Source organism: Flavobacterium sp. FlaQc-47 (genome assembly GCF_044006475.1).
Classification (GTDB): Bacteria; Bacteroidota; Bacteroidia; order Flavobacteriales; family Flavobacteriaceae; genus Flavobacterium.
Genome location: NZ_JBIPCQ010000009.1, coordinates 26,400 through 41,902, shown reverse-complemented (window position 1 = coordinate 41,902; position 15,503 = coordinate 26,400). Strand labels below are relative to the sequence as shown.

Genomic DNA, 15,503 nt, shown 5'->3' with positions numbered 1-15,503 from the left:
CTACAGTTATGAACAGAAGGAATTTTCTAACGCTTACAGGAACTTTTACTGGCGGATTGCTCGTGCTTCCTGATTTTTTACACGCTTTTGGCACACAAAATAATTTGGTAATCGGAGAGCAGTGTATCGTCTTTGTTCAGTTAAATGGAGGAAACGACGGATTGAATACTTTTATTCCGTATGACAATCCGTTATATTATGATTTAAGGACTAAAATCGCTTTAAATAAAGATGTAGTTATTGGAAAAAATAAAGGAATGGCATTTCATCCCTCGTTAAAAGATTTTGCTCAAATGCAGCAAAACGGAGATTTAACCGTGATTCAGAATGTTGGATATCCGGAACCTATTCGATCTCATTTTCGTAGTCAGGAAATTTGGCAAACTGCAGCTGATTCGAATAAGTATATCAACGAAGGCTGGTTGGGACGTTATCTCGATTTGCAATGCAACGGACATCAGGCAACGGCTGGAATAAATCTGGATTCGATCGATAATCTGGCATTAAAAGGAATGGAGCCCAATTCGATAACCGTTAAAGACCCGAATCGATTTAAGATAAAAGGAAGTAAAGAAGAAAATGTAACCTTATCAGATAATCCGCAATTAGATTTTGTTCGAAAAATTGCAAATTCCGTAACAGAAGGATCCGATGAAATCCAGAAAGCATTGGCAAAATCAAAATCGGAAACTAGTTATCCCAAAACAGATTTGTCTAAAAATCTGGAATGGATTGGACGATTAATCAAAGGAAACCTGAACTCAAAAGTATATTACACTTCACTCGGAGGATTCGATACGCATGATAATCAACTCGCCATTCACGAGAAAAAATTAACGGATTTGAATGATGCGTTATTTAGTTTTTATCAGGATTTGAAACAGGCTCAATTACTTCAAAACGTTACTATTGTTGTATTCTCGGAATTTGGACGACGAGTAAAAGACAACGGCAACGGAACCGATCATGGAACCGCAGCTCCAATGTTTATCATTGGCGGAAATAATAAAGGAACAATTTTAGGGAATAATCCAAACTTAGCTGATTTAGATAATGGTGATTTAAAATATGAAATTGATTTCAGAAGTGTGTATGCTTCTTTATTGAAAGAGAAAATGAATTTTGATTATTCTAAAATTGGGATTAGGAATGCGCCAGTTTCTGGATTGTTTTATAGCTAGCCACGAATTTCACCAATTTTCACGAATTTTTATAATGTTTAAATGCTGATGTAGAATTAGAGAAATTGAATTTTAATCGGCAGTGAATTTGTGCTAATTCGTGAATTCGTGGCGAAAAAAAATGCTCGTTTTTATTAAACCCAATGCATCGTAATTTTGATTAAATTTGTAACATTGATAATATTAGTAATACTGAAAATATGGAAATCAAAAATTTATCTAAATATAGTGATGCAGAAAAAATTGTTTTGGCTGAACAACTATGGGATAGTGTTTCTAAAGAGAATTTAGAAGTTTCTGATGATGTGAAGAGAGAATTAGATATTCGTATTCAAAATTTAGAAGAGGGGAAAACTGAGTTATATACTTGGGATGAGGTTAAGGCTCATTTAAGATCGATTAGATAATGCATAGAATTAGGTTTGTTAAAGAAGCGTTATTTGATGTTGAAGATGTTGTTATTTGGTATGAAGAACAAAGAATTGGGCTTTCGTATGATTTTGAACTTTGCTTGGAAGCGGGACTAGATGAAATCTCAAGAAACCCGAATGCTTTTCAAAAGAAATACAAAAATGTGAAAATTAGATTTATTTCAAGATTTCCTTATGGGATTCACTATCGGTTTGAGAAAGATGAAATTGTTGTAATAGGCGTATTTCATACATCGCGTTCTCCTAAAAACTGGTCGAAGAGATTAAACTTGTAGATGAAATCTTAGCATCTTAGCAACTCCAAACCTTAGCGCCTTAGAAAAACACATTGTAAATATCCCATTTTAAGCTCGTATTTTTATATTATCATACAAAACCTGCTAAATTTGTTAAGAAATCCTTTTTTGTTTCATAAAATGCAATATTTTTTTTGGTGCACTGAAAATAATTTATACATTCGCAGAGAATTTATTGAAAAACACAAACAAAATGTCTAATAACCGTTTTTATTTTAGCAACTCTTTTTATTTCTTCTTTAGTAGAAGTAAGGATTGTGCTATGGTTATTTGAGAAAATTAAAACGACAAATAAAACTAATATACAATCCTGATGAAAATCAGGATTTTTTTTTGAATATATGACAACGAAAATTGCAATACAAGGTATAAAAGGTTCTTTTCATCATCAGGTTGTGAAAGAGTATTTCTCTGAAAATGTGGAAATTGATGAATGTTTGTCATTTGAAGAGTTGGTTGACAGTCTGCTTTCAGGAAAATCAGATCAGGCAGTTATGGCAATTGAAAATTCTATCGCGGGACCAATAATTCCGAATTATGCTTTGATTGACAAGAATAATTTACACATTATTGGAGAGCATTATTTAAGCATTCACCAAAATTTAATGACTTTAAAAGGTCAGAAAATTGAAGATATAAAAGAAGTTCATTCGCACCCAATGGCATTATTACAATGCATGGATTTTTTGAAACAATATCCAAACATCAAATTGGTTGAAGATAAAGATACAGCTGAAACGGCAAGAAGAATTCAGGAAAAACAATTAACCGGAATTGCAGCAATAGGAAGTAAAACGGCATCTGAAATGTATGATTTGGAAATCATCGCGCCGGAAATTCAGACGATAAAAAACAATATGACTCGTTTTGTAATTATCAAAAAGCAGAATTCATTTTTGCCGGAAAACGAAATCAACAGAGCTTCAATCAAATTTGAATTAGATCACAAAAGAGGAAGTCTGGCAGCAGTTTTAAATGTAATGAGCGATTGTAAATTGAATTTAACGAAAATTCAATCGCTTCCAAAAATTGAAACACCCTGGAAATATTCGTTTTTTGTAGATGTAACATTTGAGAAATACGAAGATTTTGCAAAAGCCAAATCGTTATTAAATATAATGGCAGAATATTTAAAAGTTCTGGGAGAATATAAAAACACAAAACCTTTGAGCCAGTCTTAAAGTTGGAAAGTCGAAAGTCATAAAGTCATAAAGTCAAAAGTCAAAAGTCAAAAGTGAAAAGCATAAAGCTTGCGGCCTAAAGCCTAAAGCATTTTTTTAATAAAAAATAGAAATGATTACAACAGCAAAAAGATTAGATACAGTTGAAGAATACTACTTCTCATCAAAATTGAGAGAAGTTCGTCAGCTGCAGTCTGAGGGAAAATCTATCATCAATATGGGAATTGGAAGCCCAGATTTGAGTCCGTCAAAAGCAGTAATTGAAGCAGTCGCTGCGGCGATTCTGGATGAAAACGGGCATGGTTATCAAAGCTATCAGGGATTACCGGAATTGAGAAAAGGCATGGCAGATTTTTATCAGAATCAGTTTGGTGTTGAATTAAATCCGAATAATGAGATTTTGCCTTTGATGGGTTCGAAAGAAGGAATTATGCACATTTCGTTAGCTTTTTTAAATGAAGGTGATCACGTTTTAATTCCGAATCCGGGTTATCCAACGTATACTTCGGTAACGAATTTGGTAGGCGCAGTTCCGGTTTATTACGATTTGAAAGAAGCAAATGCCTGGGAACCGGATTTTGAAGCTTTGGAAAAATTAGAGATGGAGAAAGTAAAAATTATGTGGCTGGGATATCCGCACATGCCAACAGGAGCAAGAGGAAGTTTAGCGTTATTTGAAAAATTAGTTGCTTTTGCTAAAAAACACAACATATTATTGGTTAATGATAATCCGTATAGTTTTGTTTTGAATGATAATCCGATGAGTTTATTGCAGATTGAAGGTGCTAAAGATGTCGCTCTGGAATTGAATTCATTAAGTAAAACCTTCAACATGGCAGGCTGGAGAGTGGGAATGGTTTTAGGAAATCCTGAAATTATCGATGCAGTTCTAAAAGTAAAAAGCAACATGGATAGCGGAATGTTTTACGGAATCCAAAAAGGAGCAATCGCAGCTTTGAATTGTGATAAATCTTGGTTCGAAGATCAAAACAAAATTTACAGACGCCGTAGAGAATTAACAGAAAAATTAGCAGAAAAATTAGGCTGCGAAGTTTATAAAGAAGGCGTCGGGCTTTTTGTTTGGGCGAAACTTCCGGAAGGAATTGAATCAGCAGAAAAGTTCATTGACGAAATATTATACGAGAAACACATTTTTATAACACCGGGAACGATCTTCGGGAGTAATGGTGAAGGATATATTAGATTCTCATTATGTGTAAAAGAAGAGAAAGTACAAGAGGCGATAGATAGATTTTAAGTGTTAAGGTTTTAGAATCAAAGAAGAAAGAATCAAGAAGAAAGAATCAAGATTTTGACATAGTTTGTAAAAAAAGTTCTTGAAAAAACGAGAAGCCCTAGCCCTGATAGTAGAGGAAATCCTTTTGTGCCGGGGTTTGGCAGAAAAGATTGAAACGGATAGCAGGATTAGCTTCTAATAAAAATAAATATGAAAGTATACGTAATAGGAATAGGGTTAATAGGAGGTTCGATGGTGCTGGACATCAAAGACCAACATCCTGATGCTACTATTTTTGGAATAGATAATAACGAGAAACATTTGCAGGAAGCAATTGATTTAGGCGTTATCGATCAGGCGGGAAGCTTTGAGGATTTGGCTGAGGCTGACTTCGTAATTGTTTCGGTTCCTGTAGATGTGGCGCTGATGGTTTTACCTAAAGTGTTGGATTTAGTTGGAGATAAAACAATTGTTTTTGAAGTGGGTTCGACTAAAAAACCAATTTGTGATGCTGTTGCAAGTCACCCAAAAAGAAGAAATTTTATCGCCACGCATCCTATTGCAGGAACGGAATTTTCTGGACCTTCGGCAGCGATAAGAGGTTTGTTTCAGGGAAAGACAAACATCATTTGTGAGGTGGAAAAAACCACTTTTAAATTGCAGGAAAAAGCATTAAAACTTTTCTCAGAAATAGGAATGAGGATTCGATATATGGATCCAACTTCACACGACAAACATATTGCTTACGTTTCACATTTGTCGCACATTAGTTCGTTTATGCTGGGTAAAACGGTAATGAATAAAGAAAAGGACGAACAGGATATTTTTGATATGGCGGGAAGTGGATTTGAAAGTACGGTTCGTTTAGCTAAAAGTTCACCCGCAATGTGGACACCGATTTTTAAGCAAAACAAGGAACATGTTATTGAAACATTAGAAGAATATATATCAAATCTCAGTCGGTTTAGGGATTTGTTGAAAGATGAAAATTATAATGCCATTTTTGAAGAAATGGAAAGCACAAATAAGATTAAAGAGATATTAAACGGATTAACAATAAAAAAATAAATTAAAAATTAAGATGGAAAATAACAAACAAATGAGAAAGTGGTTAGATGATTTCAATTTAAATCACCCACTTGTGATAGCAGGACCATGTAGTGCAGAAACAGAAGATCAGGTATTGAAAATTGCGCATGAATTGAAAGATTCAAAAGTTAGTGTGTTCAGAGCTGGAATCTGGAAACCAAGAACACGTCCGGGAGGATTTGAAGGTGTTGGAGAAATTGGTTTAAAATGGTTGCAAAAAGCTAAAAAAGAAACTGGTTTATTAATGGGGACTGAAGTTGCAACTGCAGCGCATTGTAAACTGGCTTTAGAGCATGATATCGACGTTTTATGGGTTGGTGCACGTACAACTGCAAACCCATTTGCAGTTCAGGAAATTGCTGATACTTTAAAAGGAACTGATAAAATCGTTTTGGTTAAAAACCCTGTAAACCCAGATTTAGCTTTATGGTTAGGTGGTGTTGAGCGTTTACACATGGCCGGAATCGAAAAGTTAGGAGTTATTCACAGAGGTTTCTCTACTTACGAAAAAACAAAATACAGAAATATTCCGGAATGGCAGATTGCTATCGAATTGCAAAATAAATTCCCTGATTTACCATTAATCATCGACCCATCTCACATTACAGGAGATCGTAAAATGATTTTTGAAGTAACTCAAGAGGCTTTAGATTTGAACTACGACGGTATGATTATCGAAACGCATTACGATCCGGACAACGCCTGGTCTGATGCTGCTCAACAAGTTACTCCAGATGCTTTGAAACAAATCATTAAAGATTTGACTATCAGAAAAACGGATGATACTACAGATCAGTACACTCAAAAAATGACAAAATTAAGAGCTAACATCGACGTTCTTGATGCTAACTTATTAGAGTTGTTAGGAAAGCGTATGAAGGTAGCTGACGAAATTGGTCAGGTGAAAAAAGATGCAAACGTAGCGATTCTTCAAAACAACCGTTGGAATGAAATCTTAGGGAAAATGATCCTTGAAGGAGAGAAAAAAGGTCTTACTGAAGAGTTTGTTTTGAAAATGTTTAAAGCAATTCACCAGGAAAGTATTGGTCACCAGGAAAAGGTAATCAACTCATAATATTCTTTTAAAACATACAGTGATATAAGTAAATTTAAGTTTTTTGCTACTACTGAATTTAGATTTTCTTATAGCACTTGTTGTAATTCCCTAGAAAATCTCCATGTTTCAATGAAACTTGGAGATTTTTCATTTTACAAACAATTTTTAAGCAAAAGCTAATATTCAAGCATATTTTTATTCCCTTATATAACTTATCTGGTTCAAATTATTCATTTATCTTTGCAAAGATTTAGTTTTCAAATCTGAAATCTAAAATCAACAATCTAAAATAAAAGAATGACAGGACTCGTATATAAATCTACAGGAAGTTGGTACACCGTAAAATCAGAAAAAGGCGATTTTATAGAATGCCGTATGAAGGGGAAGTTTAGGATGAAAGGTATTAAAAGTACGAATCCTATAGCTGTAGGTGATATTGTCGATTATGAACTCGAAGAAACTTCGGATGCTTTAACCGGAACCATTTTTAATATTCACGAAAGAAAGAATTACATCGTTCGTAAATCGGTTAATTTATCGCATCAAATGCATATTATCGCCTCGAATATTGATCGAGTCTTTTTATTGATTACGATTAATAATCCGCCAACAACCTTCAACTTTATAGATCGTTTTCTGGTAACTGCCGAAGCGTATAATATTGAAACGATTTTGGTTTTTAATAAAATTGATACTTTTGATGAACCTACTCTTGATGATCAATTGTATATGCAATATGTCTATCAGCAAATTGGTTACAAATGTCTTCGTGTCTCTTCGACCGAAATGAAAGGTATTGACGAATTAAAAGAAATGATGATTGGTAAAGTAAGTATGTTTTCCGGACATTCAGGTGTTGGGAAATCAACTTTGGTAAATGCCATGGAACCGTCATTACATCTTAAAACAAAAACCATTTCTGAAGCGAGTAAACAAGGTCAGCATACAACTACGTTTGCCGAAATGTATGATTTGTCTTTTAATGCCAAAATTATAGATACGCCGGGAATTAAAGGTTTCGGGATTGTAGATATGGAAAAAGAAGAAATCAGCGGATATTTTCCTGAATTTTTTAAATTAAAAGATCAATGTAAGTTTAACAATTGTTTACATAAGGAAGAGCCTCATTGCGCTGTAAAAGCAGCTTTAGAAAGAGACGAGATCGCCTGGTCACGTTACAATAGTTACTTGAAAATATTAGAAGGTGACGATGAAAATTATCGTACAGATAATTATGATGAAGACAGGAAAGCAAGTGATGAACTGAGAAAGTAATTGAATAATTGTTGATGGTTAATTGTTAATTATTGATTACAAAGCTTGCCTGATCAAATTTAATTGCCAAAATAATTTCTCAAACAATAATCTTCAGAATAATTAACAATTTACAATTCATAATTAACCATTAACATGAAAGTAGTTCTTCAAAGGGTTTCGGAAGCATCAGTAACGATTGATAATCAAAAAGTTGCTGATATTCAAAAAGGTTTATTGATTTTGGTAGGAATCGAAGATTTAGATACTCAGGAAGATATTGATTGGTTAGTTGGAAAAATCATTAAAATGAGAATTTTTGGTGATGAAAACCACGTGATGAATTGTTCTGTTCAGGATATTGATGGCGATATAATTGTAGTAAGCCAATTTACACTTCATGCTGCTGTAAAAAAAGGAAACCGTCCCTCGTACTTAAAAGCTTCCAAACCGGAATTTGCAATCCCCATGTATGAGAATTTTGTTAATGGTCTGGAAAAGGACTTTGGTAAGAAAATCCAAACTGGAATTTTTGGCGCAGATATGAAAGTTAATTTGCTGAATGACGGACCTGTAACAATTTTAATAGACAGCAAAAACAGAGATTAAAATTTTATTAGACAAATGTTAAGAATTTCTAAAAATAATATATATTTGACGAAATTACTTACTAATGAAAAAGCATTTTTTTGCGCTCCTTTTTTTCTCTATTACCCTTATTTCTTCTGCTCAAAAGAGCGAATTGGCCGTTACTGCAATTTCAGATAGTATTAAAGAAAATGCAAATGCTATCGTTCGTTTTGATCAGACTGATATTTCAATTTTATCACAACGAAGCCTAAATACCAAAAATCATCGCATTGTCACGGTTTTAAACGAAAAAGGTTTTGATGCCACTCAAGCCTATGAGTATTATGACAAATCAACATCGGTTAAAAATATTGAAGCCATTGTTTATGATGCTTTTGGAAAAGAAATTAAAAGAATCAAGAGAAAGGATTTTAAAGACCAAAGTGTTGTTGGCGGAAGCACGCTTTTCTCTGACAGCCGAATTATTTATTTAGATTATACTGCAATTTCATATCCATTTACAGTTGAATTTACCAGCGAAGTAGAAACTTCATCAACTGCTTTTCTTCCTAATTGGATGCCTTTAAGAGGATTTAATACAAGTATTGAGAAATCTGTTTTAAATATTATTTATCCATCTGATTTAGGTTTTAAAAAGAAAGAATTTCAATTCTCAGGTTTTAATATTAAAAAAGCAACAGATACAAATACGCAACTTTCATATATTGCCACGAATATTTTAGCTCAAAAAAAAGAAGATTACAGCCCGTCATATAAAGATCTTTTTCCTAAAGTAATGATGGGCTTAGAACGTTTTCATCTTGAAGGGGTTGATGGGACTGCTACAAATTGGATTGATTTTGGAAAATGGTATTCAGAAAAAATATTAGCAGGAACTACAGATTTATCAGAAGAAACCAAGACAAAAATCAAAGCCATTGTAGGAGATGAAAAAGATCCTGTCAAAAAAGCGCAATTAGTCTACGACTTTGTGCAAAAAAAATCACGTTATGTCAGCATTCAGGTTGGGATTGGCGGATGGAAACCCATGTTAGCCACAGATGTTGATCGTTTAGGATATGGCGATTGTAAAGCCCTGACAAATTATACAAAAGCACTTTTGCAAGTTGTTGATGTTCCCTCATACAATACAGTTTTATACGGTGATAGTTATAAAACGAACATCGAATCTGATTTTGTGTCGATGCAGGGAAATCACATGATTTTATCTATCCCCAATGGAAATCATTATACGTGGTTAGAATGTACAAGCCAGGATGCTCCTTTTGGGTATCAGGGAACTTTTACAGATGATCGCGATGTTTTGATTATTAAACCGGAAGGCGGAGAAATTGTAAGAACTAAATTATATGAAGATCGTGGAAATACGCAACAAGATAAAGGAACTTATACAATAGATGAAAATGGTCATTTTACGGGTACTGTGTCAATAATATCAGAAGGCTCTCAATATACTTCAAAAGCAATAATAGAAAGTTTACAACCAACAGAAAAGGAATCGCATTACAAAGAATATTGGGATAATATCAATAATCTTAAATTAGGGAAAATTGCCTTTACTAACAATAAGGAAAATATCCGTTTTACTGAGGATATCCAGATAAGCGCGTCTAATTATGCGACAATTTCAGCCAATAAAATGATTTTTACCGTCGATGCTTTTAATCAGAGTTCGGCTAATGTAAAAAGAATCCGAAATAGAAAAAGTCCATTTCAAATTCAGCGTGGTTATTTAGATTCAGATGAAATCGAAATTAATTTACCAACGGGATTTACAATCGAATTTTTACCTGCAAATTTTGAGTTGAAAGGAAAATTCGGAGAATATAAAACCGAAATAATCAAAAAAGAAAATAATAAACTGACTTATAAAAGATCGATGCTTTTAAATAAAGGGAAATATTCTAACAAGGAATATGATGAATATCGCCTTTTTATGGAGCGGGTTTCAAGAAATGATAATGCCAAAATCATACTAACCAAGAATTAAAAATAACCAAGCACATGAAATTTATTAAACTTTTAAGTCTGTCAATACTGTTGCTTTTTATTTCAAAAGTCACAGCTCAGGAATTTAAATTAGGAAAAGTATCTATTGCGGAATTAGAGCAAAAAGTACATCCTAAAGATTCATCTGCAGCAGCTGCAATTTTGTACAAAAAAGGAAAAACCAAAATTGAATATGATGTAAATGATGGTTTTATTACTGTAACAGAAGTTGAAACCAGAATTAAAATTTATAAAAAAGAAGGTTATAGCTGGGCAAATCAAAACGTCTGGTATTATAATGCAAATGGTATTAAAGAGAAAGTAAGTTTTTCTGACGCTGTTACTTATAATTTGGTAAATGGTAAAATCGAAAAAACAAAATTAAAGAGCGACGGTTCTTTTGATGAAATCGTAAATAAATATAGAGGGCAAAAAAAAATAACAATGCCTAATGTGAAGGAAGGTTCTGTTATCGAATTTAGTTATATGGTTAGAAGTCCCAGCGACAGAATGATTAGAGATTGGGATTTTCAGACCAGTATTCCAGTAAATTATTCTGAGTTTTCAACTTATGTTCCAGAATATTATGTCTTTAATTCAAGACAAAAAGGGTATGTTTTTCCTAAAGTTAACACTCAGAAAAATCCGAAATCAATAATTTTCTCAAATAAAGAAAGATCCGGAGGTGGTTGGGGAAATACCCAAACCACATTTTCTACAGATAAATTAGATTACATAGAGACGCAAATGACTTATATAGCAGTAGATTTTCCTGCAATAAAAGATGAAGCTTTTGTGAACAATATTGATAATTATACTTCAAGTGTCCAGCATGAATTGTCGATGGTTAAATCTCCTAATCAACCTGTAAGGTCGTACTCTACAGATTGGAATTCAGTAGTGAAAACAATTTACGAGTACGATGAGTTTGGTCCTGAATTAAACAAAACGGGTTACTTTGAAGAAGATTTAAAAAAAATACTTGAAGAGAAAAATACAAGTGATGAAAAAATACTTGCCATTTTAAATCATGTAAAAACTAATGTGAAATGGAATGATTACACAGGATATAGCTGTGATAATGGCGTTAAAAAAGCATACAAGGAAAAAACAGGAAATATAGCCGATATTAATTTAATGCTAACGGCAATGTTGCGTTATGCGGGCTTAACGGCAAATCCGGTTTTAGTAAGCACTCGCTCTAACGGAATCGCGATTTTCCCAAACAGAAATGCTTTTAACTACGTAATTGCTGCGGTTGAAACTCCAAACGGAAATATCTTATTGGATGCTTCAGATAAGTTTTCAACTCCAAATATTTTACCATTAAGAGCTTTAAACTGGTCAGGAAGATTGATTAGAAAAGATGGCAGTTCTGAAGAAGTGGATTTAATGCCCAAAAAAGCTTCGAATGATATTGTTTTTATGAATTATAGTATTGATACGGAAGGAAAAGTTACTGGGAAAACAAGAAGGCAATGTACAGATTATAATGCATTAATTACCAGAGGTAATATTTATGGAGTTAAAGAAGAAGAATATTTGGAAAAACTCGAAAACCAAAATAGCAAAATCGAAATAAGCGATTATACTAGAGAAAATGAAAAAGAATTGTTGTTGCCTACGATAGAAACATATACGTTTACAGGAAATAATTTGTGTGAAGTAATAGGCGGGAAAATATATGTAAACCCGATGTTGTTCTTTACAAATGAAAAAAATCCTTTTAAACAGGAAGTTAGAGAATATCCGGTTGATTTTGGATTTCCTTTTACAGATAAGTACAATATAACACTTCAGATTCCTGAAGGATTTATGGTTGAAACATTGCCCGCGTCGGCAGTTATCAATATGCAGGATAATTTAGGTGTATTTAAATTTAACATAGGGACAAATGGTAATTTATTGCAACTAAGTGTTCAGCATCAAATTAATGAAGGAATAGTTTCTACAGAGCAATATGAAATGCTTAAAGAATACTATAAAAGCATGATTGCAAAAGAAACTGAAAAAATTGTTTTAAAAAGAATATAGTTCTATTAAAGATAAGAACTAATTTTGTCGTAAAATATAACCTATGGACTTGAAAAATGCACAACTTGATGTAGATACCTGGATCAAAGAACACGGAGTTCGCTATTTTAACGAATTAACCAATATGGCACAACTTACCGAAGAAGTAGGGGAGGTTGCCAGAATTATTGCTCGCAGATATGGTGAACAGTCAGAAAAAGAAAGTGATAAAAACAAAGATTTAGGCGAGGAATTAGCCGATGTTGTCTTTGTAGTTTTATGTCTTGCCAACCAAACCGGAATAGATTTACAAGCTGCTTTTGATAAAAAAATGGATTTGAAATCAGTTCGCGATAAGGATCGTCATAAAAACAACGATAAATTGAAATAATTGTGAAATATCACTCATCCGTTTTGAATTATGAGTTTTGAATTTTGAATTATGAGTTGGGAGTGGTAAATTGCGTGGCTGAATTACGTTTCTAATTATTCATAATTCATAATTCACAATTTACAATTAAAAAAATGAATTTACTACTTCAAACAACTCAACATAATTTACAAGGACAAATTGCAGTAACAGGATCAAAAAGCGAAACAAATCGTTTATTGTTACTAAAAGCATTATTTCCAAATATTACACTTGCCAATACTTCAAATTCTGATGATAGTGAGGTCATGCAAAAAGCTTTATCAGGTAATGACGAAATTGTAGACATACATCATGCAGGGACGGCAATGCGTTTTTTAACGGCTTATTTTGCCGTAAACGAAGGTCGCGACGTTGTTATGACAGGTTCAAGCAGAATGCAGGAACGTCCGATAAAAATTTTAGTCGAAGCTTTGGGGCAATTGGGAGTTGAAATCTCTTATGAAAAAGAAGAAGGTTATCCGCCAATCAAAATCAAAGGAAAAAAAGTAACCGCTTCAAAAGTTACTTTGGCAGCAAATGTAAGCAGTCAATATATTTCGGCACTTTTATTAGTAGCTTCAAAATTAGAAAATGGTCTAGAGCTGACTTTAGAAGGTGATATTACTTCAATTCCGTATATCAAAATGACATTGGCTTTGCTGAAAGATTTAGATATTCAGACTAGTTTTGAAGGAAATGTAATCAAAGTATATCCAAAAGCTGAAGTGGCTTCAAAAGAAATGGTTGTAGAATCTGACTGGAGTTCTGCATCTTACTTTTTTAGTTTAGTGGCTTTAGCAGATACAGCTTCAATAACTTTAAGCAGTTATAAAGAAAATAGTTTACAAGGAGATTCTGAATTAGTATCTCTTTATGAAAAATTAGGCGTTCAGACTACTTTTCAGGATAATAAAATGACATTGGTAAAACAAGAGAATTTTAAATTTGGAACGATAAATTTTGAACTAAATAATACACCGGATATTGCACAGACAATTGTTGTAACGTGTTTAGGTTTAGGAATTGGTTGTCATTTGACGGGTCTGCATACTTTGAAAATCAAGGAAACCGACAGACTTGAAGCACTTAGAATCGAATTGACAAAATTAGGAGCTAATATTTCGGTTACAAATGATAGTTTAACCCTAACACCTTCAGGAAATATCAATCATAATGTAAAAATTGCCACTTATAATGATCACCGTATGGCAATGGCATTTGCGCCTTTAGCACTAAAAGTGCCAATTATTATTGAAAATGCTGAGGTAGTTTCTAAATCATATCCTGATTTCTGGAATGACCTGAAAGCTTTAGATTTTCAAATTTCAGAATTGTAATTTTCCACCATATTAAGTGATATAAGTTCATTTAAAATAAATTATCATAATTTGAATAGCCTCCAGTTTTAACTTGAGGCTATTTTTATGCGCAAACTTCTCGGCTTTAGCCAAATAAAATAACAGCAATTTTCAAAGAATTCCATATTAAATGAACTTATATCACTTTTATGATGAAAAACCATTTTTTTATGTTGTCAAAACGCCACTAAATCAACGACTTTTGAAAATAAACATCAAAACACTTGACAACGCCTATCTCACAATCGTATATTTGCACACGATTAAAAATCAGGTCTTCAAATAATCCTGATTGAAATCTATAACTCATAACTTTCTCAAATGAAATTATCACATTTTCAATTTAATTTACCGAAAGAACTTTTAGCAGAATTCCCGGCAGAAAACAGAGACGAATCTCGTTTAATGGTAATCGATCGTCAAAAACAAACTATAGAGCACAAAATGTTTAAAGATGTTATCAATTATTTTGATGACGGAGATGTTTTGATTCTTAACAATACAAAAGTTTTCCCTGCACGTTTGTATGGAAACAAAGAAAAAACAGGAGCAAGAATTGAAGTTTTCTTATTAAGAGAATTAAATTCAGAGCAACGTCTTTGGGACGTTTTAGTTGATCCGGCTCGTAAAATCAGAATTGGTAACAAACTTTATTTTGGTGACGATGACTCTTTAGTTGCTGAGGTAATCGACAACACGACTTCTCGTGGTAGAACTTTACGTTTTTTATATGACGGTTCTTACGAAGAATTCAGAAATAAATTAACAGAACTTGGAGAAACTCCAATTCCTAAATATATCAGTAGAGAAGTAACAGCGGAAGATGCTGAAAGATACCAAACTATTTATGCAAAAGAAGAAGGAGCTGTAGCTGCACCAACTGCAGGTTTACACTTTTCAAAACACCTTTTGAAAAAATTAGAAATCAAAGGAATTAACTTTGCTGAAGTAACATTACACGTTGGTTTAGGAACTTTTAATCCAGTTGAGGTTGAAGATTTATCAAAACATAAAATGGATTCTGAGGAATTGATTATCAAACAAGAAGCTTGTGATATTGTAAATGCAGCTAAAATTGCTAAAAAACGTATCTGCGCTGTTGGAACAACTTCAATGCGTGCTATCGAAAGTTCAGTTTCATCTCAAAACACTTTAAATCCTTTTGAAGGATGGACGAATAAATTTATTTTTCCTCCTCATGATTTTAGTATTGCAAACTGTATGATTACAAATTTCCACACACCAAAATCAACATTATTAATGATGATTTCTGCATTTTGTGGACATGATTTGATGAAAAGAGCATACGAAGAAGCAATCAAAGAAGAATACAAATTCTATTCTTACGGAGACGCGATGTTAATCATCTAATCTAAAAATATAGATTCAAATAAGAAAACCTGTCAGTAATGAT

The 15,503-nt window shown here is 33.1% G+C and carries 14 protein-coding genes; all 14 read left to right on the top strand.

The window, feature by feature from the left end; all coding sequences use genetic code 11:
- The first annotated feature begins 8 nt into the window (after window positions 1–8).
- The 14 genes from ACHRVX_RS22000 to queA all read left to right on the top strand — a co-directional run bounded on the left by ACHRVX_RS22000 (window position 9) and on the right by queA (window position 15,460).
- A complete protein-coding gene (locus tag ACHRVX_RS22000) occupies window positions 9–1,181 on the top strand; it encodes a DUF1501 domain-containing protein (protein ID WP_395336328.1) in 1,173 nt (390 codons plus the stop codon).
- Window positions 1,182–1,381: 200 nt separating this feature from the next.
- Window positions 1,382–1,588 carry an addiction module protein gene (locus ACHRVX_RS21995; protein ID WP_230715475.1) on the top strand — a complete coding sequence of 69 codons (207 nt, stop codon included), beginning with the start codon at window positions 1,382–1,384 and terminating at the stop codon, window positions 1,586–1,588.
- The gene (locus ACHRVX_RS21990; protein WP_395336325.1) at window positions 1,588–1,887 is read left to right on the top strand and encodes a type II toxin-antitoxin system RelE/ParE family toxin; all 300 of its coding nucleotides are present in this window, start codon (window positions 1,588–1,590) and stop codon (window positions 1,885–1,887) included. Before ACHRVX_RS21995 ends, ACHRVX_RS21990 begins: the two co-directional genes overlap by 1 nt.
- Before the next feature lie 362 nt (window positions 1,888–2,249).
- Window positions 2,250–3,089, top strand: coding sequence for a prephenate dehydratase (locus tag ACHRVX_RS21985; RefSeq protein ID WP_395336323.1), 840 nt, complete (start codon window positions 2,250–2,252; stop codon window positions 3,087–3,089).
- A gap of 112 nt (window positions 3,090–3,201) precedes the next feature.
- Window positions 3,202–4,347, top strand: a complete 1,146-nt coding sequence (locus tag ACHRVX_RS21980) for a pyridoxal phosphate-dependent aminotransferase (protein ID WP_395336320.1) — start codon at window positions 3,202–3,204, stop codon at window positions 4,345–4,347.
- A 189-nt stretch (window positions 4,348–4,536) separates the two neighbouring features.
- Complete coding sequence (locus ACHRVX_RS21975) at window positions 4,537–5,394, top strand: prephenate dehydrogenase (protein WP_395336318.1); 858 nt, start codon at window positions 4,537–4,539, stop codon at window positions 5,392–5,394.
- 13 nt (window positions 5,395–5,407) lie between these two features.
- The gene (locus ACHRVX_RS21970; RefSeq protein ID WP_394776890.1) at window positions 5,408–6,490 is read left to right on the top strand and encodes a chorismate mutase; all 1,083 of its coding nucleotides are present in this window, start codon (window positions 5,408–5,410) and stop codon (window positions 6,488–6,490) included.
- A 279-nt stretch (window positions 6,491–6,769) separates the two neighbouring features.
- The gene (gene rsgA, locus ACHRVX_RS21965) at window positions 6,770–7,747 is read left to right on the top strand and encodes a ribosome small subunit-dependent GTPase A (RefSeq protein ID WP_395336315.1); all 978 of its coding nucleotides are present in this window, start codon (window positions 6,770–6,772) and stop codon (window positions 7,745–7,747) included.
- A gap of 135 nt (window positions 7,748–7,882) precedes the next feature.
- Window positions 7,883–8,335, top strand: coding sequence for a D-aminoacyl-tRNA deacylase (gene dtd / locus ACHRVX_RS21960; protein ID WP_395336313.1), 453 nt, complete (start codon window positions 7,883–7,885; stop codon window positions 8,333–8,335).
- A gap of 64 nt (window positions 8,336–8,399) precedes the next feature.
- Window positions 8,400–10,307 (top strand): DUF3857 domain-containing protein, encoded by a 1,908-nt coding sequence (locus tag ACHRVX_RS21955; protein ID WP_395336311.1) that lies wholly within the window; start codon window positions 8,400–8,402, stop codon window positions 10,305–10,307.
- A 14-nt stretch (window positions 10,308–10,321) separates the two neighbouring features.
- Window positions 10,322–12,340: a transglutaminase domain-containing protein gene (locus tag ACHRVX_RS21950; protein ID WP_395336309.1), complete on the top strand. Its 2,019-nt coding sequence runs from the start codon at window positions 10,322–10,324 to the stop codon at window positions 12,338–12,340.
- Window positions 12,341–12,383: 43 nt separating this feature from the next.
- Window positions 12,384–12,710 carry a nucleotide pyrophosphohydrolase gene (locus ACHRVX_RS21945; protein ID WP_012022600.1) on the top strand — a complete coding sequence of 109 codons (327 nt, stop codon included), beginning with the start codon at window positions 12,384–12,386 and terminating at the stop codon, window positions 12,708–12,710.
- Window positions 12,711–12,844: 134 nt separating this feature from the next.
- Window positions 12,845–14,068: a 3-phosphoshikimate 1-carboxyvinyltransferase gene (aroA, locus tag ACHRVX_RS21940; RefSeq protein ID WP_395336307.1), complete on the top strand. Its 1,224-nt coding sequence runs from the start codon at window positions 12,845–12,847 to the stop codon at window positions 14,066–14,068.
- 342 nt (window positions 14,069–14,410) lie between these two features.
- Window positions 14,411–15,460 (top strand): tRNA preQ1(34) S-adenosylmethionine ribosyltransferase-isomerase QueA, encoded by a 1,050-nt coding sequence (gene queA, locus ACHRVX_RS21935; RefSeq protein WP_213300092.1) that lies wholly within the window; start codon window positions 14,411–14,413, stop codon window positions 15,458–15,460.
- Window positions 15,461–15,503: the final 43 nt, after the last annotated feature.

What these genes read in the sequence shown, in the direction of transcription:
- ACHRVX_RS22000 (WP_395336328.1), top strand. Translation starts at nt 9, where the DNA reads ATGAACAGAAGGAATTTTCTAACGCTTACAGGAACTTTTACTGGCGGA.
- ACHRVX_RS21995 (WP_230715475.1), top strand. Translation starts at nt 1,382, where the DNA reads ATGGAAATCAAAAATTTATCTAAATATAGTGATGCAGAAAAAATTGTT.
- ACHRVX_RS21990 (WP_395336325.1), top strand. Translation starts at nt 1,588, where the DNA reads ATGCATAGAATTAGGTTTGTTAAAGAAGCGTTATTTGATGTTGAAGAT.
- ACHRVX_RS21985 (WP_395336323.1), top strand. Translation starts at nt 2,250, where the DNA reads ATGACAACGAAAATTGCAATACAAGGTATAAAAGGTTCTTTTCATCAT.
- ACHRVX_RS21980 (WP_395336320.1), top strand. Translation starts at nt 3,202, where the DNA reads ATGATTACAACAGCAAAAAGATTAGATACAGTTGAAGAATACTACTTC.
- ACHRVX_RS21975 (WP_395336318.1), top strand. Translation starts at nt 4,537, where the DNA reads ATGAAAGTATACGTAATAGGAATAGGGTTAATAGGAGGTTCGATGGTG.
- ACHRVX_RS21970 (WP_394776890.1), top strand. Translation starts at nt 5,408, where the DNA reads ATGGAAAATAACAAACAAATGAGAAAGTGGTTAGATGATTTCAATTTA.
- rsgA (WP_395336315.1), top strand. Translation starts at nt 6,770, where the DNA reads ATGACAGGACTCGTATATAAATCTACAGGAAGTTGGTACACCGTAAAA.
- dtd (WP_395336313.1), top strand. Translation starts at nt 7,883, where the DNA reads ATGAAAGTAGTTCTTCAAAGGGTTTCGGAAGCATCAGTAACGATTGAT.
- ACHRVX_RS21955 (WP_395336311.1), top strand. Translation starts at nt 8,400, where the DNA reads ATGAAAAAGCATTTTTTTGCGCTCCTTTTTTTCTCTATTACCCTTATT.
- ACHRVX_RS21950 (WP_395336309.1), top strand. Translation starts at nt 10,322, where the DNA reads ATGAAATTTATTAAACTTTTAAGTCTGTCAATACTGTTGCTTTTTATT.
- ACHRVX_RS21945 (WP_012022600.1), top strand. Translation starts at nt 12,384, where the DNA reads ATGGACTTGAAAAATGCACAACTTGATGTAGATACCTGGATCAAAGAA.
- aroA (WP_395336307.1), top strand. Translation starts at nt 12,845, where the DNA reads ATGAATTTACTACTTCAAACAACTCAACATAATTTACAAGGACAAATT.
- queA (WP_213300092.1), top strand. Translation starts at nt 14,411, where the DNA reads ATGAAATTATCACATTTTCAATTTAATTTACCGAAAGAACTTTTAGCA.